At 67.2% G+C, this 21,789-nt stretch carries 22 protein-coding genes, 2 tRNA genes and 2 other RNA genes; 17 read left to right on the top strand and 9 right to left on the bottom strand.

Annotated elements, in window-relative coordinates:
* Positions 1–119: 119 nt before the first annotated feature.
* A complete protein-coding gene (locus LL964_RS15650) occupies positions 120–2,090 on the top strand; it encodes a peptidyl-prolyl cis-trans isomerase (protein ID WP_104584546.1) in 1,971 nt (656 codons plus the stop codon).
* 461 nt (positions 2,091–2,551) lie between these two features.
* On the opposite strand, the gene LL964_RS15655 is transcribed toward LL964_RS15650, so the two are convergent.
* A complete protein-coding gene (locus tag LL964_RS15655) occupies positions 2,552–3,709 on the bottom strand; it encodes a lytic transglycosylase domain-containing protein (RefSeq protein WP_104584545.1) in 1,158 nt (385 codons plus the stop codon).
* The gene (gloB, locus tag LL964_RS15660; RefSeq protein ID WP_104584543.1) at positions 3,706–4,473 is read right to left on the bottom strand and encodes a hydroxyacylglutathione hydrolase; all 768 of its coding nucleotides are present in this window, start codon (positions 4,471–4,473) and stop codon (positions 3,706–3,708) included. The genes LL964_RS15655 and gloB overlap by 4 nt, the downstream gene beginning before the upstream one ends.
* Positions 4,474–4,485: 12 nt before the next feature.
* Between gloB and LL964_RS15665 the strand changes: the two genes are divergently transcribed.
* From LL964_RS15665 to dnaQ, 4 genes are all read left to right on the top strand, one after another.
* Positions 4,486–5,142, top strand: coding sequence for a hypothetical protein (locus LL964_RS15665; protein WP_104584542.1), 657 nt, complete (start codon positions 4,486–4,488; stop codon positions 5,140–5,142).
* A 31-nt stretch (positions 5,143–5,173) separates the two neighbouring features.
* The gene (rnhA, locus tag LL964_RS15670) at positions 5,174–5,626 is read left to right on the top strand and encodes a ribonuclease HI (RefSeq protein ID WP_104584540.1); all 453 of its coding nucleotides are present in this window, start codon (positions 5,174–5,176) and stop codon (positions 5,624–5,626) included.
* 59 nt (positions 5,627–5,685) lie between these two features.
* Positions 5,686–5,761: non-coding RNA, sX9 sRNA (locus LL964_RS15675), on the top strand.
* A gap of 16 nt (positions 5,762–5,777) precedes the next feature.
* A complete protein-coding gene (dnaQ, locus tag LL964_RS15680; RefSeq protein WP_104584538.1) occupies positions 5,778–6,512 on the top strand; it encodes a DNA polymerase III subunit epsilon in 735 nt (244 codons plus the stop codon).
* Between the two features lie 136 nt (positions 6,513–6,648).
* Here the strand turns inward: dnaQ and LL964_RS15685 are convergent, their stop codons facing one another.
* The gene (locus tag LL964_RS15685) at positions 6,649–7,353 is read right to left on the bottom strand and encodes a PP2C family protein-serine/threonine phosphatase (protein WP_104584537.1); all 705 of its coding nucleotides are present in this window, start codon (positions 7,351–7,353) and stop codon (positions 6,649–6,651) included.
* Between the two features lie 196 nt (positions 7,354–7,549).
* Here LL964_RS15685 and LL964_RS15690 point away from each other — a divergent pair.
* Both LL964_RS15690 and LL964_RS15695 read left to right on the top strand, forming a co-directional pair.
* Positions 7,550–7,640, top strand: a tRNA-Ser gene (locus tag LL964_RS15690).
* Between the two features lie 418 nt (positions 7,641–8,058).
* Complete coding sequence (locus tag LL964_RS15695) at positions 8,059–8,463, top strand: DUF6165 family protein (protein ID WP_104584535.1); 405 nt, start codon at positions 8,059–8,061, stop codon at positions 8,461–8,463.
* Between the two features lie 134 nt (positions 8,464–8,597).
* Here the strand turns inward: LL964_RS15695 and LL964_RS15700 are convergent, their stop codons facing one another.
* Positions 8,598–9,647: a glycosyltransferase family 9 protein gene (locus tag LL964_RS15700; protein WP_104584533.1), complete on the bottom strand. Its 1,050-nt coding sequence runs from the start codon at positions 9,645–9,647 to the stop codon at positions 8,598–8,600.
* A gap of 20 nt (positions 9,648–9,667) precedes the next feature.
* On the opposite strand from LL964_RS15700, the gene LL964_RS15705 reads away from it, so the two are divergent.
* From LL964_RS15705 to LL964_RS15730, 6 genes are all read left to right on the top strand, one after another.
* Positions 9,668–10,417, top strand: coding sequence for a 3-deoxy-D-manno-octulosonic acid kinase (locus LL964_RS15705; RefSeq protein ID WP_104584532.1), 750 nt, complete (start codon positions 9,668–9,670; stop codon positions 10,415–10,417).
* A complete protein-coding gene (locus LL964_RS15710) occupies positions 10,417–11,166 on the top strand; it encodes an MBL fold metallo-hydrolase (protein ID WP_104584530.1) in 750 nt (249 codons plus the stop codon). Before LL964_RS15705 ends, LL964_RS15710 begins: the two co-directional genes overlap by 1 nt.
* Positions 11,166–12,197 carry a GTP 3',8-cyclase MoaA gene (gene moaA, locus LL964_RS15715; RefSeq protein ID WP_104584529.1) on the top strand — a complete coding sequence of 344 codons (1,032 nt, stop codon included), beginning with the start codon at positions 11,166–11,168 and terminating at the stop codon, positions 12,195–12,197. Before LL964_RS15710 ends, moaA begins: the two co-directional genes overlap by 1 nt.
* A 358-nt stretch (positions 12,198–12,555) precedes the next feature.
* Positions 12,556–13,053 (top strand): cyclic pyranopterin monophosphate synthase MoaC, encoded by a 498-nt coding sequence (gene moaC, locus LL964_RS15720; RefSeq protein WP_104584528.1) that lies wholly within the window; start codon positions 12,556–12,558, stop codon positions 13,051–13,053.
* Complete coding sequence (locus LL964_RS15725; protein WP_104584526.1) at positions 13,050–13,295, top strand: MoaD/ThiS family protein; 246 nt, start codon at positions 13,050–13,052, stop codon at positions 13,293–13,295. The genes moaC and LL964_RS15725 overlap by 4 nt, the downstream gene beginning before the upstream one ends.
* A 2-nt stretch (positions 13,296–13,297) precedes the next feature.
* The gene (locus LL964_RS15730; protein WP_104584524.1) at positions 13,298–13,735 is read left to right on the top strand and encodes a molybdenum cofactor biosynthesis protein MoaE; all 438 of its coding nucleotides are present in this window, start codon (positions 13,298–13,300) and stop codon (positions 13,733–13,735) included.
* A gap of 202 nt (positions 13,736–13,937) precedes the next feature.
* Here LL964_RS15730 and ffs read toward each other — a convergent pair.
* An RNA gene (gene ffs / locus LL964_RS15735) (signal recognition particle sRNA small type) lies at positions 13,938–14,034 on the bottom strand.
* A gap of 231 nt (positions 14,035–14,265) precedes the next feature.
* A tRNA-Ser gene (locus LL964_RS15740) sits at positions 14,266–14,358 on the bottom strand.
* 290 nt (positions 14,359–14,648) lie between these two features.
* Between LL964_RS15740 and dnaX the strand changes: the two genes are divergently transcribed.
* The 4 genes from dnaX to LL964_RS15760 all read left to right on the top strand — a co-directional run bounded on the left by dnaX (position 14,649) and on the right by LL964_RS15760 (position 18,123).
* The gene (dnaX, locus tag LL964_RS15745) at positions 14,649–16,649 is read left to right on the top strand and encodes a DNA polymerase III subunit gamma/tau (RefSeq protein ID WP_104584522.1); all 2,001 of its coding nucleotides are present in this window, start codon (positions 14,649–14,651) and stop codon (positions 16,647–16,649) included.
* 6 nt (positions 16,650–16,655) lie between these two features.
* Positions 16,656–16,976: a YbaB/EbfC family nucleoid-associated protein gene (locus LL964_RS15750; protein WP_022974646.1), complete on the top strand. Its 321-nt coding sequence runs from the start codon at positions 16,656–16,658 to the stop codon at positions 16,974–16,976.
* Between the two features lie 99 nt (positions 16,977–17,075).
* Positions 17,076–17,669 carry a recombination mediator RecR gene (recR, locus tag LL964_RS15755; protein ID WP_104584520.1) on the top strand — a complete coding sequence of 198 codons (594 nt, stop codon included), beginning with the start codon at positions 17,076–17,078 and terminating at the stop codon, positions 17,667–17,669.
* A gap of 103 nt (positions 17,670–17,772) precedes the next feature.
* Entirely contained in the window at positions 17,773–18,123 is a 351-nt protein-coding gene (locus LL964_RS15760) for a histidine triad nucleotide-binding protein (RefSeq protein ID WP_104584518.1), read from the top strand.
* Between the two features lie 232 nt (positions 18,124–18,355).
* Here LL964_RS15760 and LL964_RS15765 read toward each other — a convergent pair whose 3' ends face one another.
* The 3 genes from LL964_RS15765 to LL964_RS15775 are packed head-to-tail and all read right to left on the bottom strand — an operon-like array spanning position 18,356 to position 21,787.
* Positions 18,356–18,889, bottom strand: coding sequence for a Slp family lipoprotein (locus tag LL964_RS15765; RefSeq protein WP_104584516.1), 534 nt, complete (start codon positions 18,887–18,889; stop codon positions 18,356–18,358).
* Positions 18,886–20,838, bottom strand: a complete 1,953-nt coding sequence (locus LL964_RS15770; RefSeq protein WP_104584514.1) for a transglutaminase TgpA family protein — start codon at positions 20,836–20,838, stop codon at positions 18,886–18,888. Before LL964_RS15770 ends, LL964_RS15765 begins: the two co-directional genes overlap by 4 nt.
* On the bottom strand, positions 20,831–21,787 hold the full coding sequence (locus LL964_RS15775; RefSeq protein WP_104584512.1) for a DUF58 domain-containing protein: 957 nt from the start codon (positions 21,785–21,787) through the stop codon (positions 20,831–20,833). The genes LL964_RS15770 and LL964_RS15775 overlap by 8 nt, the downstream gene beginning before the upstream one ends.
* Positions 21,788–21,789 lie beyond the last annotated feature (2 nt).

Raw genomic sequence — 21,789 nt, forward strand, 5'->3', positions numbered from 1 at the left:
CCCGCCGGGTATCGGATCTGTTTGTGCATGTTCCTGGCCAGTGGCGACCGGAGCCGGGCTGGGTGCGTGGCGTCAAGCGCGTTACACTGCGCGGCTCGCCCACAGGCCGTGATTTGCCAATGCTGCAGAAACTTCGCGACAAGACGTCAGGCTGGATCGCTACCGCCATCCTGGGGTTGCTGATGATTCCGTTCCTGTTCGTCATCGACAACAGCTACCTCGGCGGCATTGGCGCCAATAACGTGGCCAAGGTGCAGGCACCGCCAAGCTGGTGGAAGTCGGCGCCTTCGTGGTGGCCGGTGTCGCTGCTGTGGCAGCACCACGAGATCAGTACCCAGGACTTCCGTACGCGTTTCGAGCAGGCGCGCCTGCAGGAACGTCAGCGTCAGGGCGAGGATTTCGATCCACGCCGGTTCGAGTCCCGCGAAAACAAGCTGCAGGTGCTCGATCAATTGGTGGACGAGCAAGTCGTGCGGCTGGGTGCAGAAGATGCCGGGATCGTCATCGGCGATGCGGCAGTGCGCGACTACATCGGCAGCATTCCGGCGTTCCAGGTCGATGGCAAGTTCAGCCCGGATCAGTACCGCGCCGCGCTCGCGCAGGGGAATCCGCCGCGCACGCCGGCGCAGTTCGATGCGCTGGTGCGCGACAGCCTGCAGCAGTCGGTGATTCCCCAGGCCGTGGCCGAATCGGGCTTTGCGACCAAGGGCGAGTTCGAGCGCCTGCTCAAGCTGATGGGCGAAACGCGCGACGTTGAATTGGCGGTGCTGCCGGCGCCGGCTGCCGACACGGCTCCGGTCAGCGACGCGCAGGTCAAGCAGTGGTACGACACGCATACGCAGGATTTCCGTCAGCCTGAGACGGTGGCCATCGAGTACGTGGAGCTCAATGCCGCCACGATGCCGCCGGCCACTGCCGCCGACGAGGCGACGTTGCGCAAGCGTTACGACGAAGAGAAGGCGCGCTTTGTCGAGCCGGATCAGCGCTTGGCCTCGCATATTCTGATTACGGCTGGCAACGACGCTGCCGGGCAGAAAGCGGCAGAGGCGAAGGCTGCCAAGCTTGCCGCCGAGGCCAAGCAACCAGGAGCCGACTTCGCCGCATTGGCCAAGGCCAATTCGCAGGACCCCGGTTCCAAGGACGCCGGCGGCGACCTGGGCTGGGTCGAGAAGGGCACGATGGTCAAGCCGTTCGAAGACGCGCTGTTCTCGATGAGGGCCGGCGATGTGGTCGGGCCGATCAAGAGCGAGTTCGGCTATCACGTGATCCAGCTGCGTGAGGTCAAGGGCGGGCAGGGCAAGTCCTTCGAGCAGGTGCGCGACCAGCTCGCTGCCGAGCAGCTCAAGGCCGATGCCGACAAGGCGTTTGCCGATGTCAGCGGCAAGCTGGTGGATGAGATCTACAAGAACCCGACGGCACTGGAGCCGGCCGCCAAGCAGGTGGGTCTGCCGGTGCAGACGCTGGGTCCGTTCTCGCGCGCCAACGCCAGCGGGATCGCGGCCAATCCGGCGGTGCTGCGTTCGGCCTTCTCCGAGACGCTGGTACAGGACGGCACGGTCAGCGATCCGATCACCATTGCGCCCAACCACAGTGTGGTACTGCGCGTGACCAACCATGTCGCCGAACAGGCGCTGCCGCTGGACAAGGTGCGCGACAAGGTCGTCGCTGCCATCCATGCCGATCGCACCGAGAAGGCGGCGGCTGCAGCGGCCGACGCGTTGCTGGCACGCGTGCAGAAGGGCGAAACGTTGCAGGCGTTGGCCGAGAGCGAGAAGCTGCAGCTGCAGCCGATTCCGGGCCTGCCGCGCACCGCGCCGATTCCGACCCCGGCTGCCAACCGCGTCATTTTCAGTGCGCCACGTCCGGCCGAGGGCAAGCCGTCGGTCGGCAAGGTGGAGCTGGACGGTGGCCGCTTTGCGGTCTTCGTGATCAGCAAGGCCACGCCGGGCGATCTGAAGCAGATGCCGGCCGAGCAGCAGACGATGCTGCGTGAGCAGTTGAGCCAGATCGACGGCAACAACGCCGCGCAGGCCTATGTCAAAGCGATGCGCAAGCAGTACAAGATCCAGATCGAAGAAGCGCAGCTGTAAGGTTCGTCGTTTCACTGATGCGAGAAGAGCCCGGGCAACCGGGCTCTTTTTTTTGCCCAGGGCGCGGCGGTGGAAGACGCGGCCTGCAAGCGCACATGTTGCGCCAGAGGTTTGCCTCGCTTGCCGGCATCGCCTGTGCCCGCCCGCCGGTGCGCCGCAGGGAGTGGTGCAGCCATTCCGACGTTGGTCCACGAGGCGGAGTCAACGCATCTGGCCGCCCGCGAACTGGCAGGCCCGGGCGCCGCTAACGCTTCCTGGCGAGGCGTTGTACTCCGGGCTCTCACGCAGGCCGCAATGGCACCGAACGGCTCGATGTTTGGACGAGGGGGACTAGGGTTCCGCTGCCGATCGACGCGTGGCGTATCGGGCATGCAGGGCGCGGAGGTGCCGGATTCCCAGGCTGGTCAGTGACGCCCGTGCCGACTATGCCGCCCGGCTTCCAGTGCCGGGCGGCGGTTGGCTCAAGGCGTGTCGTTGAACGACAGCACCATGCCCGGCTTCAGCACTGCACGCTTGTCCAGGCCATTGCTGGCGAGCAAGGTGGCGACCGTGATGCCATAGCGGCGTGCGATGGCCCAGGCGGACTCGCCGTTGCGCACCGTATGCGTGCGTGCACGGGACTCGCGTGTCCTGGTGCTCGTCGTATCGGCCGTCGCCGTCACCACATCACTGCCTGGTCCTTTGGCTGGAGCGGTGGAGGCGAGAACGGGGGCGGCGGTGTCGGCCTGCGCGGACGCGGCGACCGGCGCCAGCACCTGCACTGCCTTGGGGGCTGCGCGTGCGCCTGCCAGTGCTGGATTCAGGCGGGCGAGCAGCTTCGGTTCGATGTCGCGTTGCCCGGCCCAGGCGTTTAGGCTGGTGCCGGCAGGGAGTGCGTGTTCGGTCAGCACCGGTACCTGGCGGTCCAGCGAGGTCAGCAGGCTGTCCTGCCGCTGGGCGTGATCAAGGACGCAAGCCAGCGCGTGCAGCTTTTCGACGTATTCGTAGGTGACCTTGGACATGCCGGGCAGCTCGGACGGGCGCGCGTTCTGTGCATTCATCCCGGCGCTGCGCATGGCCTGCAGCACGCGATACTCGCCTGCGTTGTAGGCCATGAGGGCCAGGCGCCAGTCGCCGCCGAACATGCCATACAAGGTCTTGAGGTAGCGCACGGCGGCAGTGGTGGAATCCACCGCCGACAGACGGCCGTCGTACTGCGCTCCGACCGGAACGTGGTGGTTGCGCGCAGTGCTGGCGATGAACTGCCACAGGCCTGCCGGTCCGCTGCCATTGCGGGCGCCGGGGCGGTAGCCGCTCTCGACGAACGGGATCAACGCGAATTCGGTCGGCATGTCGGCGGCGCGCAGCTCATCGACCACATAGCCGAACAGTGGAAGCACGTCCTGGGCATCGTCGGCAAGCCGGGCAGGGGCGCGGGAGAAGTGCTGCTCCCAACGGACGTCGCTCTGCTTGCTGTCGCAGCCCGGGTCGGCGCGACCATCGAGGAAGGCGGCGAAGATCTCCCGCCCGTTGCGCAGCCCGGAAGGGGCGACGGCGTTATCGCCAGGCGTGGACGCTGCTGCAACCGCCGGTGCGATGACCGCGCAGGCGGCCAGCGCTGCCAGAATCAAGCGCCTCATGCGCGAAAGTCGTCTTTCCAGCGCCTAAGTTCGGCGAAAACATCGACATCAGAAGTAAGTGTGACGGCGGCGTGCGATGCTGCTGCGGCGCGCACCTGCGCAGTGTCGGTGCGCAGGAAAGGGTTGGTGGCCAGTTCACTCTCGAGCGAGATCGGCAGGGTAGGACGGGCTGCGTGACGCATGGCCTGGGCTTCCTGTTGACGGCGCTGCAAGGCAGCGTTGGTGGGATCGACATGCAGCGCAAAAGCCGCATTGGCCAGCGTGTATTCGTGGCCGCAGCACACCAGCATCTGGCCTGGCAGGCGGGCCAGTCGCTGCAACGAGTCGAACATCTGCGGTGCGGTACCTTCGAACATGCGCCCACAGCCTAGGCTGAACAGGGTATCACCACTGAACAGGTGCTGGTCGCTCACGAAGGCGATGTGGGTGCGCGTGTGCCCCGGGACCTCCAGGACCTGGAAGTCGGTGCCAAGCAGGCGTACGCGCTCGCCCTGGCCCACTGCGCGAACGTCACCGGCGATGCGCGGGTCGGCCGGACCAACTATCTCCAGTTGCGGCCAGCGTTCCGTCAGCGCCACCACGCCGCCAACATGGTCGGCGTGGTGATGGGTCAGCAGTACCGCACTGGGCGTCCACCCATCGCGCGCCGCAGCCGCGATCACCGGCTCGGCCTGCCCGGGATCGACCACGATGGCCCGGCCATCGGCAGCGATCAGCGCCCAGATGTAGTTGTCGTCGAATGCGGGCAGGGCGGTCAGTCGCATAGAATTGGGACCATGCCCGCCGCGCCGTTCTCCCGTCAAGCTGGTGTCTCAACCTGGTTTGATACAGGTGCGGGGCGCAATTTGCTGCAGCTGGAGCGCCGTGTCGCCGTTTCCGTCATGCAATCGCGCCCCTCGCAGCCCTGGTTGTGGATCACTCCTACTCAGGACCTGCCTGCGCGAGAGGCGGTGCAGGGCCGCGGCCTGCGCCTGTTCCGCAGCGCCGGGCGTTTTGCCGGCGATGCCCGCTGCGGCCTGCCGTTTCCATTGCCGACCGAGAGTCTGCAGGCCATCGTGGTGCAGCATGCGGTGGTCGGCGGTGCGGCGGATTTCCTGGCCGAATGCGAGCGTTTGTTGATGCCGGGCGGCAGGCTATGGTTATTCACGCTCAATCCGTTGAGCCCTTACCGGTTTCATTGGGCGCGCCGTGGGCCGGTGGCGTTGCGGCCGGATCGCTGGCGGTCGCTGGCGCAGCGCGCCGGTCTGCAATGCGTGGAAACGGAGCGCTACCTCGGGCCGATCTGGCGCGCGGGGCGCGGCGCGTCCGATCCCGGGCGTGCCCCATGGCGCGCGGTATATCTGCTCGAAGTGGAAAAGCGTGCCTCCGCCCCGATCGCGCCGACCCCGATTGCGCTGCCTTCGCGCTGGCCGCAGCCGGTGGCCACGATCTGAACTCTTTGCAACGTTGCGATTCTGAAAGCTGATGAAATCAATTGAAGTGCATACCGACGGCTCCTGTCTCGGCAATCCCGGTCCAGGTGGCTGGGCGGCGCTGTTGCGTTACAACGGCCGCGAGAAAGAACTGGCGGGCGGCGAAGCGGTGTCCACCAACAACCGCATGGAACTGATGGCCGCGATCATGGCGCTGGAGGCGCTGACCGAGCCTTGCCAGATCGTGCTGCACACCGATTCGCAATACGTCCGGCAGGGCATCACCGAATGGATGTCCGGCTGGGTGCGGCGCGGCTGGAAAACCGCTGGCGGCGATCCGGTCAAGAATCGCGAGTTGTGGGAGCGGTTGCATGCGGCCACGCAGCGTCACAGCATCGATTGGCGCTGGGTGAAGGGCCACAACGGCGACCCGGACAACGAACGCGTGGACGTGCTCGCCCGCAACCAGGCCCTCGCCCAACGCGCTGGTAGCGCAACTGCCTAAGAGGCTAACAAAACGACTGCGCCGCCGTCAGGCGGGCGCGGCCGGTGCTCGGAATCGGCATGTACCACACGTACACTCCGGTTCCTCCGCGCCGTCCACACCCACCTGACGACCGCTCGCTACGTTCTGTTAGCCGCTCTAAAGAGGATTCATGCGTCAGATCATTCTCGATACAGAAACCACCGGCCTGGAATGGCGCAAGGGCAACCGCGTCGTCGAAATCGGTGCGGTGGAGCTGCTGGAGCGCCGCCCCAGTGGCAATAATTTTCATCGCTATCTGAAGCCCGATTGCGACTTCGAAGCCGGTGCGCAGGAAGTGACCGGGCTGACCCTCGAGTTTCTGGCCGACAAGCCGGTGTTCGCCGACGTGGTGGAGGAATTTCTCGCCTACATCGACGGCGCGGAACTGATCATTCACAACGCCGCGTTCGACCTGGGATTCCTGGACAACGAACTGGCGCTGCTGGGCGATGGCTACGGTCGTGTCGTCGACCGCGCTACGGTGATCGACACCTTGATGATGGCGCGAGAGCGGTATCCAGGGCAGCGCAATTCACTGGATGCGCTGTGCAAGCGGCTGGGCGTGGACAACTCGCATCGCCAGTTGCACGGCGCCTTGCTCGATGCCCAGATCCTGGCCGACGTGTATATCGCGCTCACCTCCGGACAGGAGGAGATCGGCTTTGCCAGTGCCGATGCCGGCCAGCATGCAGACGATGGCGGCAGCATGATCGCCTTCGATCCCGCCTTGCTGCTGCCGCGCCCACGCGTGGCAGTGACCGCTTCGGAATCGCAGGCGCACGAAGCGCGCCTGGCGCAGCTGCGCAAGAAGGCCGGGCGTGCCCTGTGGGATTCGCCGGTCGAAGAGGTCGCGGTTGCCGGCTAGGCGAGCGGCCTGGGTCGGGTGATCCCGTCGGGTGCGCCCGGCCGGTATTCGTTACGCAGGCCGTGCTGGGAGCCGCGGGCTGCGGGCGTTGCGGCACGATGGCTGCGCGACGCGCGCTCGGTAGCGACGTACCAGGTCAGTAGCTGCGTACCAGGATGGCAGTGATGTTGTCCGAGCCGCCGCCATCCAGTGCCGCGGCAACCAGGCACTCGACGCACTCCTGCGCACTGCAGTCGGCCTGCGACAGCGTTGCCGCGATCGTGGCATCGTCCACCTCCTCGGTCAGTCCGTCGCTGCACAGCAGCAGCTGCATGCCGGATTTGAGCTCGCCCTGCATGGTGGCGACATTGAGGTGCGCCGGGTCGGTCACGCCCAGTGCCTGCGTCACCACGTTGCGATGCGGGTGCGCACGCGCCTGCTCGCTGGTCAGCGTGCCCTGGGCAATGAGTTCCTGCACATAGCTATGGTCCTGGCTCAGTTGGGCCAGCCGTCCGTCGCGCCACAGGTAGGCACGGCTGTCGCCGACCCAGGCGACTTCGAAGCGCTGGCCCAGGACGCGTGCAGCCACCACGGTGGTGCCCATCGGCAGGGTGTCGTTGCAGCGGCGTGAGGTCTTGATGATTTCCTCGTCGGCAATACGGATGGCCTGTGCCAACGCAGTGCCGGCGCGTACTTCGCGCACGATGGTCTCGCGTGCGAGTGCGCTGGCGACCTCGCCGCAGGCGTGCCCACCCATGCCATCGGCCACCAGCCACAGCCCCAGTTCGCTGTCGCCGTAGTAGGTGTCCTCATTGAGGTCACGGCGCAGGCCGACATGGGTGAGGTGTCCGAATTCGAGCATGGGGCCGGGTCGCCAGGGAGAGGATGCGCCACCATCATCGCGGCCCGACCGGTCAGCGGCAACACGCGGCCGGCGAAGCGCGTGGTGCCGGTTCACGCCCGCCCGGGAATGGCGCCACCCGACCCCGGCCGGGGCCGCTTGTCGCCAGAGCCGTGTGCCCGTATGATGCACGGCCCCAGGACACTGGGGACCATCTGGAGAGGTGGCAGAGCGGTTGAATGTACCTGACTCGAAATCAGGCAGGCGTTTATAGCGCCTCGGGGGTTCGAATCCCCCCCTCTCCGCCAGATTGAGGCGAATAGGTGTGCCAGTGCCGCGTGAGTTTCGCCGGCGTCATTGGGGGGTGAGAAGCCCCGGGTTCGACAGACAGCGCAGCTGTCTGCACGGCGAAGCCGCCCGCAGGGCGAAGGCACGAAGTGCCGAGTGAATCCCCCCCTCTCCGCCAGATTGAGGCGAATAGGTGTGCCAGTGCCGCGTGAGTTTCGCCGGCGACATTGGGGGGTGAGAAGCCCCGGGTTCGACAGACAGCGCAGCTGTCTGCACGGCGAAGCCGCCCGTAGGGCGAAGGCACGAAGTGCCGAGTGAATCCCCCCCCCCTCTCCGCCAGATTCGCATCAGCCCCCGCAAGGGGGCTTTTGTTTATGTGTGGCAATCGCCGCGTACGGCGACGACTACAATCCGCTCGATTCCCGTTGGAGGTGTGTCATGTCCGAGATCCTGGTGCCCGTGTCCTTTGGTGAGCTGCTCGACAAGATCGCGATCCTGCAGATCAAGTCCGAGCGCATGAGCGATGCGGCCAAGCTGACCAATGTGCGCAACGAGTTGTCCGCGCTGGAAAACAGTTGGATGGCGCATCCGGCCGCCGGCCACGACATCGTGCGGCTGCGCGCCGAGCTGAAGGCCGTCAACGAGCGGCTATGGGTCATCGAAGACGATATCCGGCTCAAGGAGCAGGCGCAGACCTTCGACGACACCTTCGTGCAGCTGGCGCGCAGCGTGTACATCGAAAACGACGAGCGCGCGCGGATCAAGAAGCAGATCAACCTGGCGCTGGGCTCTTCGTACGTGGAAGAGAAGTCCTACCAGGACTATCGCGCCAAGGGCGCCTGAGGCATCGCCAGCTCGATCGCGCTGCCGCTGGCGCGCGATCGGTGGCGCGGGGGTGTGGTGTCATGCCTGGCGCCACCAGGGCCGCAGCGCGCACGCATGGGGGATGGGTGCGGCAGAACAGCGGCCTTCAGCGGTCAGCGTGGATGATCGGCGCGATACCGCTCGAAGGCGGCAATGGCATCTTCCACGCTGATCAGCTGCATCACGTCGTCGAATTCGATCTTGGTCCCCCAATCGAGCTGGTCGGCCGGCTTGTGCAGATATTTGCGGGCCGCAGCGTCGTAGCGGTCCACGCAATAACGCACGTCCGAGTACGGGCCGCTGCGGCGCGGATTGCTGGCCGCGTGCAAGCCCAGCACCTTGGTGCCCATCGCATTGGCGATATGCATCGGCCCCGAATCCGGCGTCACCACCAGATCCGCGCGGGCGAGCAGGGCGGGCAGTTGCTTGAGCGTGTCCTTGCCGACCAGATCCAGTACCGGGATACGCGCGCTGGCGACGATGGCATCGGCAGTGCTGCGCTCCAGATCGCTGCGGCCACCGCACAGCACGATCCGCCATCCCTGCGCGGCGGCGTGATCGGCCAGCGCGGCGTGGCGATCGGGATACCAGTTGCGGCGCGCGTGGCTGGAGCACGGCGAGATCATCAGTACCGGGCGGCCATCGTCGTCCCATTGCGCCCGCGCCCAGGCGTGCGCCTCATCCGGTACCGGCAGATCCCAGCGCACCATGCTCTGGCGCAGTCCCAGCGGCTCGGCGAAGCTGCCGATGGCGTCGAGCACATGGATGCCGGGGCGATCGGCGATGCGTTCGTTGACGAACAGTCCGTGCAGATCCCTGGAGCGGCTGCGGTCGTAGCCGATGCGCCGCTGCGCCGGCACGAACGCCGACAGGACATTCGCGCGCAAGGCCACCTGCATGTGCAGCAGGGCATCGAAACGTCCCAGCGGCGCCAGCTGTCGCCGCAGTGCACGCATGCCGGCCACGCCGCTGCGCTTGTCGTAGGCATGGAAGTGCACGCCGGGCAGGCCGTCTAGCAGCTTCAGGCCGGCCTTGTCGATGATCCAGTGCAGCGCCGCCTGCGGAAACCCCGCCTGCAGCGTGCGCACCAGTGGCACCACGTGGGTGACGTCGCCCAGGGCCGACAGGCGCAGCAGACACAGCGATGCAGGCGTTACAGCCATGGTGTTGTTAGACTCGATGGATGGGTTCTTTCGACGCCACCGAAGCGCTGACGCCGTATCGCGAGGGCCGCGGCTACGGCGCCATTCTGTTCGACCGCGAACGGCTGCGGCAAGCCGATGCGGGATTGTTCTCGCCGCAGCGCTGGGGCGACAGGGCGCGGCCGGTCGATGAGGGGGGGCGCGGCGGGGCATGGTTCGTGGACGCGCCGTTCGGTCGCAGTGTGTTGCGGCAGTACCTGCGTGGTGGCATGGCTGCGCGGGTGAGCCGGGATCGCTATCTGTGGAAGGGCGCCGGGCGCACGCGCAGTTTTGCCGAGTTCCGGTTGATGCGCGAACTGATCAAGCGCAAGTTGCCGGTGCCGCGGCCCTTGGCCGCCTGTTATCTGCGCGAGGGGCTGGGTTATCGCGCCGCGTTGTTGATGGAGCGACTGGAAAACGTGCGTTCGCTGGCTGATCACGCGCAGGTGGCCGGGCGCGGTGCGCCGTGGGAGGCCGCCGGCCAGCTGATTGCGCGCTTCCACCGTGCCGGGCTGGATCATGCCGATCTCAATGCGCACAACATCCTGTTCGATGCCGGCGGACACGGCTGGTTGATCGATTTCGACCGCGGCGTGCTGCGCATCCCGGCCACCCGCTGGCGCGAGCGCAACCTCGAGCGACTGCATCGTTCGCTGCTGAAGCTGCGCGGCAAGCGCAGCCGTGAAGAAGTGGACAAGGATTACCAGCGTCTGCACCGTGCCTACGAACTGGCCTGGGGCCGGGGCTACTGATGGACTGGGCCTTGCGGGTGCAGGGAGTCGGCAATGCGTCGGCGGTGGCGCTCGGTTCTCCGATGGCTACGCTCGAGCGTGCCGGCGAACCGTGGCTGACCATCGATTGCGGTAGCGAGGGGCTGACCGCCTATCAGGCGCACTATGGCCGGCTGCCGCAGGCGATCTTCATCACGCATGTGCATCTGGATCATGTCGGCGGGCTGGAGCGGGTGTTCGTGGACAGCTATTTCTCCGACCGGCGCGGGCGCACCCGCCTGTACGTGCCGGCGCCGGTGGTGCCACTGCTGCAGCGGCGGATCGCCGACTATCCGAACGTGCTGGCCGAAGGCGGAGCCAATTTCTGGGATGCCTTCCAGTTGGTGCCGGTGGGCGATGCGTTCTGGCACGACGGTGTGCGGCTGCAGGTGTTCCCGGTGCGTCATCATTGGCCGGAAACCGCCTATGGGCTACGCCTGCAGGGCGCGCTGGTCTGGACCGGCGATACCCGGCCGATCCCCGAGATGCTGAAGCGTTATGCGGGCGACAACGAGCTGATCGCGCATGACTGCGGCGTTCACGGCAACCCGTCGCATACTGGCGTGGACGATTTGGAGCGGGAGTACCCGCAGGACCTGTTGGACCGCATGCTGCTGTACCACTACGCCAGCGAGGCCGACGGTGACGTGCTGCGCGCGCGTGGCCATCGGGTGGCCGTGCCCGGGCAGTGCCTGATGCTGGCGGAGCCGACCGCCGCCATGGTGCGCTGATGGGCGCCCTGACCCTGCCGACGCTGGCCGGCGCACCCATGCAGGACCGCTACGGCCGCCCCTTGCGTGATCTGCGCCTGTCGGTGATCGAAGCCTGCAACTTCCGCTGCGGCTACTGCATGCCGGCAGACCGCGTTCCGGACGACTACGGGCTGGATGCGCAACAACGCCTGAGTTTCGATCAGCTGGAGACGCTGGTGCGCTCCTTCGTGGCCGTGGGCGTCACCAAGCTGCGCCTGACTGGCGGCGAGCCGCTGCTGCGGCGAGACCTGCCCAGCCTGATTGCGCGTCTGGCGGTGATCGATGGCATCGAAGACCTCGCGTTGACCACCAACGGTGCCCTGCTTGCGCGGCAGGCCCAGGCGCTGCGTGATGCCGGTCTGCGCCGGATCACGGTGAGCATGGATGCGCTGGACCCTGCGTTGTTCAAGCGCATGAGCGGCGGGCGCGGTGAGATCGCGCAGGTATTGGGCAGCATTGCCGCGGCCGAACGGGCCGGGTTCGAGCGGCTGAAGATCAATTGCGTGGTGCAGCGTGGCGTCAACGAAGATCAGGTGTTGCCATTGGTGGAACACTTCCGTGGCAGTGGGCACGTGCTGCGCTTCATCGAATTCATGGATGTGGGTAGCTGCAATGGCTGGACGCCAGGTGCGGTGGTGACCTCCGCGCAACTGCACGAACGCATCAGTGCGCGCTGGCCGCTGCGTGCGCTCGATGCCAACTACATCGGCGAAGTCGCACAGCGCTACGCGTTTGCCGATGGTGCGGGCGAGGTGGGATTTGTCAGCTCGGTGAGCGTGCCGTTCTGTGGCGATTGCCAGCGCGCGCGCGTGTCGGCCGATGGGCATCTGTACACCTGCCTGTTCGCCAGCCAGGGCCATGACCTCAAACCGGCTCTGGCCGACGGCGAAAGTGCGCTGGCCACCCATCTGCGTCAACGCTGGAGTCTGCGCGGCGACCGCTACAGCGAAGTGCGCGCATCCGCGCCGCGCCGCGGCAAGCCGGTGGAGATGTTCCTGATCGGTGGATGAGCGGGCGCAGGCGCCCGCTCCAAGCGGAAGCTGCGTGGCGAAACGCAGGTGCCGGAGCGCGTCTTGGTCCGTGCTTTTCGGAGTGCATTGTGTCCGCAAGCGCGCGGCGCCGGGTGATCGCCGCAGTGCGCGCCGATGCCGCGACTGACGATGGAGGTGCCGCTGCCGCCAGCTGCTGGCCGACGCGGAGTCGCTTCACTGCGGTACCTGCCGACTGCAACTGCGATGGCATCGAACGCACCCGCCTTGCGTCGCTAATGAGGATGCAGGCAGGTCGGGAGGGCGGCTGCTGTTCCCTCAAGCCACTGCGTTCACCGAGAATGCCGCATCCTGAGCGCCTGTCACTGTGTCGTTGCCCATGCCTGCCAAATCCCGTCCCGCACGCCTGACCCACCTGGACGCCGCCGGGCTTCCCACCATGGTGGATGTTTCCGACAAGGCAGTCACCGCACGCAGTGCCACGGCCACCAGCCGTGTGCGCTTTCCGGCAGCCGTCGCGGCGCAGTTGCGCGCCAGCGGCCTGCGCAGCGCCAAGGGCGGCATCGTGGAGACCGCGGTGATCGCGGGTACGATGGCAGTCAAGCGCACCCACGAACTGATCCCGTTCTGCCATCCATTGCCGATCGATGCCTGCCGTTTCGAGATCGACTGGGCCGGTGATCAGGCGCTGGAGATCCAGTGCACCGTGCGCTGCGTGCACCGTACCGGCGTGGAGATGGAAGCGCTCACCGGCGCCAGCGTGGCGGCTCTGACGGTGTACGACATGTGCAAGGCGTTGTCGCACGCGATGACGATCGGGCCGACCAGGCTGGTGGCCAAGCGTGGTGGCAAGCGCGATCTCGGAGCGGCACGATGACGGCCACGGTGACGGTGTTGTATTTCGCCAGCCTGCGCGAAGCCACGGGCATTGCCGATGAGCGCGTGCAGACCGGCGCGCAGGACCTGCGGGGACTGTATGCAGAGCTCGATGCGCGGCACGGCCTGCGCTGGACGCCGGCGCAATTGCGCGTGGCGGTGGATGGCGCGTTCGCCGGTTGGGAGGATGCAGTGCGCGATGGCAGCGAAGTGGTGTTCATTCCACCGGTGTCGGGAGGTTGAGCATGAACGATCGGACGACGGGCCTGTTCGCGCTCTCCGAGGCCGCCTTGCCGGTCGATCGCCTGCGCGAGGGGATGGAGCATCCGCAGGCCGGCGCTTTCGCCAGCTTCGAAGGCTGGGTGCGCAATCACAACGATGGCCGTCGCGTTGCGGGGCTGCGATATGAAGCGTATGCCACGCTCGCGCAAGCCGAAGGTCAGCGTGTGCTAGACGAGGCGATGCAACGGTTTTCCATCGTGCGCGCGCACTGCGTGCACCGCGTAGGCGAACTGCGCATCGGTGACATGGCGGTATGGGTGGGGGTGAGTGCGGCGCACCGCGGCGCTGCCTTCGACGCCTGCCGATACATCATCGACGAGGTCAAGGCGCGTGTGCCGATCTGGAAGCACGAGCATTACCTGGAAGGCGATGCAGGCTGGTTGCATCCGGAATCGCAGTGAGTTCGTCACCAACGCAAGCGTGGCTGGCCCACGACGCCGCGGCGTAGAAAACGCTGACGTCGCGGCAATGCATCGCCGTCGCCATGGCGGGTGCGAATGACCGGTCGGCTTTGCGCGTGTGCGGACAGCACAAAGCGAAATGCTGGCCGCTCGCAGTCCAGGATCTGGGCCGGTTCGATCGGCGTCTATCGAAAGGGTGGTGTCCCCGCCGGTTGACCTCGGCGCCCGCATCAATCGATACCGTTGCTGCCTTCCGGCCCTGGCGGGATTTTCGATCTAGCGTCGCGAGGGACCGACGGGGCCACCATAAGACGTGGGCCATCGGGATGGCCCGGATGTGCGGCGGCGGTGTCGCCGCGCACATCATGAAACTGGCGGAGAGAGGGGGATTCACTCGGCATCTTCGATACCTCGCCCTACGGGCGGCTTCGCCGTGCAGGTGGCTGCGCCACCTGTCGAACCCGGGGTTCTCACCCCCTCCCAGGCGCCGGCGAAACTCACGCGACTGGGCCAGCTCAACACTTTAAATCTGGCGGAGAGAGGGGGATTCGAACCCCCGAAGCGCGGTTTAGACGCTTACACACTTTCCAGGCGTGCTCCTTCAACCACTCGGACACCTCTCCGTGCCTGCACTGCGACCGGGTCGAAGGCAGGAGCGGAATTCTAGCCGCCGGCGGCGCCGTTAACAAGGACACCCCTGCCCAGTGCGCCTGGAGGGCGTTCTGCCGGTGCGTCGGAGGGCAGGGTTCGGTCGGCAGGACACGCCTGGATGGCAGAGGTGACAGGCGCCGCCGCCACCGTGGCCCGAAGCGGCTGGCTGGGTCAGGTGCGTGAACGCCGCGGGTGTCGAGCGCCGGACGATCGGCTTGACGCGGCGTGGCACAATATCGGTTCAGACGAAGCTGGTTGCCCGATGTCCTATCTCGTTCTTGCCCGCAAGTGGCGCCCGAAGCGTTTCGCCGAACTGGTGGGCCAGGAGCATGTGGTCCGCGCGCTCAGCAATGCGCTCGACAGCGGACGCGTGCACCACGCGTTTCTGTTCACCGGCACCCGCGGCGTGGGCAAGACCACCATCGCGCGCATCTTCGCCAAGTCGCTGAATTGCGAGACCGGCACCAGCGCCGACCCGTGCGGAACCTGCCCGGCCTGCCTGGACATCGATGCCGGCCGCTATATCGATCTGCTGGAGATCGACGCCGCGTCCAATACCGGCGTGGACGACGTGCGCGAGGTGATCGAGAACGCGCAGTACATGCCTTCGCGCGGCAAGTTCAAGGTCTACCTGATCGACGAAGTGCACATGCTCTCCAAGGCGGCGTTCAATGCGCTGCTGAAGACGCTGGAAGAGCCGCCCGAGCACGTGAAGTTCCTGCTGGCCACCACCGACCCGCAGAAGCTGCCGGTGACCGTGCTGTCGCGCTGCCTGCAGTTCAATCTCAAGCGGCTGGACGAGGACCAGATCCAGGGCCAGATGACCCGGATCCTGGCCGCCGAACAGATCGAATCGGATCCATCGGCGATCGTGCAGCTGTCCAAGGCCGCCGACGGCTCGCTGCGCGACGGTCTGTCGCTGCTCGATCAGGCCATTGCCTATGCCGGCGGCGCGCTGCGCGAGGACGTGGTGCGCACCATGCTGGGCACGGTGGATCGCACCCAGGTCGGGGCGATGCTGCAGGCGCTGGCCGATGGCGATGGCGCGCGCCTGTTGCAGGTCGTGGCCGCGCTGGCCGAATTTTCGCCGGACTGGAGTGGCGTGCTGGAAGCGCTGGCCGAGGCCCTGCACCGCGTCCAGGTGCAGCAACTGGTGCCGTCGGTGGCATTCGTGGGCGACGGCATCGACCCGACCCCGTTCGCGGCGCAGCTGCGTCCGGAAGTGGTCCAGCTGTGGTACCAGATGGCGCTCAACGGGCGGCGTGACCTGTATCTGGCGCCCAGCCCGCGCGCCGGTTTCGAAATGGCGGTGCTGCGCATGCTCGCCTTCCGTCCCGCCGCTGCGGTGCCGGCCGGCACCACCGGCGACGATGGCCGTGGTGCCACCATCGCCGGCGGCACGCCCGCGTCAGCAGCGGGCATGCAGGCGGCTGCGCCGCTCGCTGCCGCGGCCCCGAAGCGGTCCGAGGCGATGGAAGCGGCGTTTGCGCCGAGCGCCGCAGCGCCTGCGGTCGCGACTGTGGTGCCGGTGGTTGCGCTGGCGGCCTCTGCGAGCGACGCCCCGGCATCGTCTGCGGTCTCTGCGCGCGCCGACGATACGCCGCCCTGGGCAGTGGACGATGCGCCGGTGCGCACCCCGGTCGCATCGTCGACCGCGGCAACGGCCACGCCCGCTCCAGCCTTGCCGCCCACATCGGCGATTGCACCCCCGGCCACGGTGGCGCCGGAAGCGGCTGTCGTGCCTCTTGCGGCAATAAGTACCGCGCCTGCGCCCGAGATGATGGCAGCGCCGGCCGCGGCGACGCCCGCTTCGTTCGCGACCGCGGCTGCGGCGCCGGCTGCCGAGTCGCCGCGCCAGCTCGACGACAACCGCATCGCCGATGCGGAGCAGTGGCTGGAGCTGGTCACCCGGAGCGGCCTGAACGGTCCGTCGCGGCAACTGGCAGCCAATGCCGCCTTCATCGGCCATCGCGATGGCGTGCTGCGGCTGGCGCTGGCCCCGGGTTTCGAATACCTCACCTCCGAGCGCTCCATCGCCAACCTGGCCCAGGCGCTGATGCCGGTACTGGGCCACATGCCGCGCATCGTCATCGAAACCGGCAGTGCCGATGTCGAGACCCTGCACGAGCGCGCCAATCGGCAGAAAGGCGAGCGCCAGAGCGCTGCAGAAGACGCTTTCATGAACGACCCGAATGTGCAGCAGCTGATCCAGCAGCAAGGCGCGCGGGTGGTTCCCGATTCCATCCGCCCTTACGACGAGTGACGACCCATGCGTGGAAACATTGCCCAACTGATGCAGCAGGCGCAGAAGATGCAGGAAAACCTGCAGCGCGCCCAGGAAGAACTGGCCAAGCTGGAAGTCACCGGCAGCGCCGGCGGCGGTATGGTCAGCGTGACGCTGACCGGTGCCAAGGAATGCCGCAAGGTGCGGATCGATCCGAGCATCCTCTCCGACCAGGAAATGGCCGAGGACCTGATCGCTGCCGCCTTCAACGACGCTTCCAACAAGATCGATGCCGAATCCAAGCAACGCATGGGTTCGGCCACTGCCGGCATGCAGCTGCCGCCTGGCATGAAGTTGCCCTTCTGAACGAGGGGATTGGGGAGTCGTGATTGGGGATCGGCCAGAAGCGAGAGTGCTTCTGCATTTGCGAATCCCGAATCTCCAATGCCCAATCCCGGCCATCCAATGTCCTCCTTACTCGAACAACTGATCGAGGCCTTCCGGGTGTTGCCGGGCGTGGGCCAGAAGTCGGCCCAGCGCATGGCCTACCACGTGCTCGAACGCGAGCGCGAGGGCGGGCGGCGTCTGGCCGCAGCGCTGGGCAATGCGGTGGAGAAGGTGGGACATTGCGCGCAGTGCCGCGATTTCACCGAAGCAGAGGTGTGTGCGATCTGCGCCAGCAGCAGCCGCGATCGACAGCAGCTGTGCGTTGTGGAATCGCCGGCCGACCGCCTGGCGATCGAACATGCCACCGGCTACCGCGGCCTGTATTTCATCCTGCAGGGACGCTTGTCGCCGCTGGATGGCATCGGCCCGCGCGAGCTGGGTCTGGATCGGCTCGGCGAGCGCCTGGCCGCCGGTGAGGTCACCGAAATGATCATCGCCACCAATGCCACCGTGGAAGGCGAGGCCACGGCGCATTACCTGGCGCAACTGGCACGTCAGCACGCGGTGCGCCCGAGCAGGCTTGCGCAAGGCATGCCGCTGGGCGGCGAGCTGGAATACGTGGACCGCGGCACGCTGTCGCATGCCTTCGGCACCCGAGCCGAGGTGCCTTGAGGGCGGGGATTGGGGAGTCGGGATTGGGGATTGGCAAGAGCAAGACATCACAGGCGCGGTAAGCTCTTGCGAATCCCGAATCCCGAATCCCGAATCCCGAACCATGACCGACACCATCTTCGGCAAGATCATCCGCCGCGAAATCCCGGCCACCATCGTCTACGAAGACGATCAGGTGCTGGGCTTCGAAGACATCGCGCCGCAGGCGCCGGTGCACGTGCTGTTCATCCCCAAGCAGCACGCGATTCCTACTTTGGACGATGTGCCTCCGGACCAGGCGTTGCTGATCGGCCAGCTGGCGCTCGCTGCCGCCGCGTACGCACGTGAGCAGGGTCTGGCGCAGGACGGCTACCGCATCGTGATGAACTGCCGTGAGCACGCCGGGCAGACGGTGTTCCATATCCATCTGCATCTGCTGGCCGGGGCGCCGCTGGGGCGATTTGGTACGCCCTGACGGATAGCGCCGGCCGTGCCGTCGAGGTGATCGAACAGGCGGTCTGGCACCTGCGGGCAGGCCATGATGGCGCAGGCGCAATCGCCAGATGGATTGCGATGCTGGGGCGCCGCGCAGCATGCTGATGCGCGCGCGTGCTTCGGTGAGCGAGGGGCTGTCAGCTTGCCTCGCATCAACGAAAACGCCGCTCCCGGGGAGCGGCGTTCGTCTGTGAGGGGGACTCAGCGGTGGATCACCACCAACCGCGGCCCCAGCCCCAGCCGCCGCCCCAACGCGGGCCCCATGGATCGCCCCAGGGGCCGTAGGGATAGGCCGGGATCACGTCGACATCGCGCACTTCCGGCCACAGGTAGACCACATCGGCCGCTACCTTGGGCAGCCGGTAGTCGTACTCGCCGATCTTGGTGGTTTCGTAGCCTTCGATCTTGCCGATGAAGGTGACCTCGCGGCCGGGCTCGAACACTGCCGGGTCGTAGAAGCCGGCACGGCACGCCAGGAAGCGCCCGTCGCTGGCGTCCACGGCATTGCGGTCCGGGCGGCCGCTGGCATTGAGCGGGCGTGAGATCAGCTCGAAGCAGGTCTGGCCCTGGCCCGGCTTGGTCTGGATGATCTTGCCGCCCCAGCGCACCGATGTGCCCAGCTGCGCGCTGGCAGCGGAGTCGCTCGGGCTGACCGTGGGGAACTGGCCCTGCAGCGGCTTGGGCGCGGTGGCGCAGGCTGCGAGCCCGAGTACAGCAACAACGGGAATCAGAAAACGGGTACTCATGAGGAATCTCCGGTTCGCGGGCGATGCTGCTGCAGGTCTTTCAGAAGTGTGGCGCTATCCAAACTAGCGCCAGCGTAGCGCGCGGCAGCGAAACGTTGGCTGAGTGCCAGCAGGGGCGTGCCCGGGTGTTCGCGGGCGACGCGCTGCGCCCACACCGTGGCCGGTTCGTGCGGCTCGCGCGCCAGGCCCAGTTTGCGGTAACGGCGGCCCACCCGATGCCAGGCGCGCAGCAGCGGGTCGCGCTCGCGTTCGCCGCGGGCCAGCAGCCAGCCCATCCAGGCCAGGGCGCCACCGGCGAAGATGCCGAAGATCAGGGTCAACTGTGAGGTGTCCAGGCGGTCGATGCCGAACGGTTGCAGCAGCCGCTGCTGGCGCTCCGCGTCGAAGGACAGCACCAGCTCGTTCCAGCCGCGGCGCAGCCAGTCGCTGACCTGGCCAAGGCCCGCCCACGTCCCGAGTTGGGCGAAGTTGTTGCCCCCTCCGGCCTGCAGGCGATCTTCCAGCGTGTCGTAGATCCGTTCCGGTGCGACTGCGGCCGTGGGATCCACGCGCACCCAGCCCCGGCCTGCCAGCCAGACTTCGGCCCAGGCGTGCGCATCCATTCGCCTGACCACCCAATAATTGCCCAGTCCGTTGTAGACGCCGCCGGTATAGCCGGTGACCACGCGTGCGGGGATGCCGGCCCCGCGCATCAGCACCACGAACGAGGAACTGAAGTGTTCGCAGAAGCCGGCTTTCTGCTGGAACAGGAATTCGTCCACGCTGTTGCGGCCGAGCAGCGGCGTGTCCAGGGTGTAGGCGAACTCGCGGGTGATCCATTGCAGCGCGCGCTGCACGACGGCGCCGTCGTCGTTGCCGGCCTCCGCGCGCCACTGCCGTGCCAACGCGAGGGTGCGTGGATTGAAGCCGGGCGGCAGCGCCAGTGCACGTGCGCGCAGCCGGTCGGGCAGGTCGGTGTCGAAGCGTGCCGGCGGTGCCGACTGCAGCTCCCAGCGGGTGAGCGCGGTCAATGGCCGCTGTGCGAACAGTTCGTAATCGGGCGACAGCTCGGCATTGGCGACGTTGCTGGTAGGCAGGTCCAGCGAGACCAGCTGGCGCCGATCGGTGGGCTCGTAATCCAGTCGGTAGCGATAGGTCTGTGGCCCGGGCACGACCGCGGCGGGCTGGCCACGGCCGGTCCAGCGCGCACGCTGCCAGCTGCGGCCATCGAAATCCCACATCACCGGTCCGCGCCAGTAGCGCTGCTGCGGCGGTGGCGCCCGGCCGGCGAATTGCACGCGCAGGGCAGGGTTGTCGTCGGCCATCAGGTCGATCCACTCGCCCGGGGACATGTTGTCCGACAGGCCGGGCCGCGACAGCGCACGTTCGGGTACGCCCCACAACGGCGCACCCAGGCGCGGCAGCAACCAGAACGTGACCAGCGCCAGCGGCACGCCGATGGCCACCAGCTTGCCGATACCCCGCAACTGCAGGCCCAGCGCAGGCGTGCTGGTGCGGTGCTCTTCGTCGGCCAGTCGCTGCATGCTGAGCAGGGCGGTCGCCACCGCCAGCAGCGCCAAGCCCATCGTCGCCGGCCCCTGATCGAGCAGAAAGGCGGCAAACGGTGCGAACAAGGCGAACCCCAGCAGGCTGCGCGCATCGCGCAAGGTGCGCAGTTCGGAGGCCTTGATCGCCAGCATGGCCGCCAGCACGGCGCAGCCGGTGTCGCGACCGAAGCGCATGCCGATCTGCCAGTACACCGCCGCCAGCATCGCCACCACCAGCAGCAAGCGTACCGGTGCCATCAGCGTGCCGCGCCAGCTCAGTACGCCGACCAGCACGGCGGCAACGGCGATGGTGGCGGCGAGCAGGCCGGGCAGCTGCAACAACAACGGTGCCAGCGCTAGCCAACTGGTGGCCAGCACCCAGCCGCGGCTGGCCAGGGCGATCGGGGCGGCGGGCTCAGTCATGTGGCAGCAGCGCCAACGTGCGCAGGCATAGATGATGGTGCGACGGGCCTTGCGCGGGGCCCAGCGGCGGCTGGCCTGGCACGATCAGGCGATAACGCCGGCCGTCGCGCTCGGCCAGATTGATCCAGCGCGCCAGCCGTGCGATGCGGCGTTCGTACGGCAGTGCGTGCAGCGCCCGCCAGTCCAGTGTGACTTCCACACCCAGCGGCTGTTCGTACTCGCGCACCAGCAGGGCGTCGCGCCTTGCCGAGTGCTTCCAGGAAATCGTGCGGGGCGCATCGCCGGCGCGGTATGGGCGCAACTGGTGCAGTTCCTCGCCTTGCGCATGCAGGCGGGTCTGGTTGGGCGAGCCGGCACCGTCCGGCAGCGGCGGGCCCTGCTCCTCGGGTTTGGGATAGGCCAGCAAGGGCGTCTCCGGCCACACCCACGACCACGCCCGTACCAGCCCCAGCGGCTGGATGCTGGACACACGGATGCGCTCGATGTCCTGCCAGCCGCGCCGGGTGGTGGGTACCAGCAGATCGACCTCGCCGTTCTCCTGCGCGATCAACGAGCAGAAGCCGCTGCTGTCCCGGTGATCCAGCCGCAGTCCGCGGCGTGCGCGCGTGTCGCGACGCGCAAGCGAGACCCGCATGCGCAGCGGCTCGCCGGCCACCACCGGTTCGGCCGCGACCGCTTCGATGCGCAGGGCCGACAGCTGCAGATGGGCCATGATGCTGCTGGCGATGCCGGCGGTGGCCAGCAACAGCGCCAGCAGCAAGGCCGGATTGTTGTTGTAGTTCAACGCGCCCAGCAGCATGGCCAGCAGCAGGGCGGTAACGAACAGGCCGAAGCGGGTCGGCAGGACATAGATGCGGCGCCGATCCAGCACGATCGGCAACGCTTCGGCTGCGCGCGGGTGCGCCAGCAGGCTGAGGCGGCGGCCGAGACCGCGCAGCGACGCACGCACCG

Source organism: Xanthomonas melonis (assembly GCF_020783655.1).
Classification (GTDB): domain Bacteria; phylum Pseudomonadota; class Gammaproteobacteria; order Xanthomonadales; family Xanthomonadaceae; genus Xanthomonas; species Xanthomonas melonis.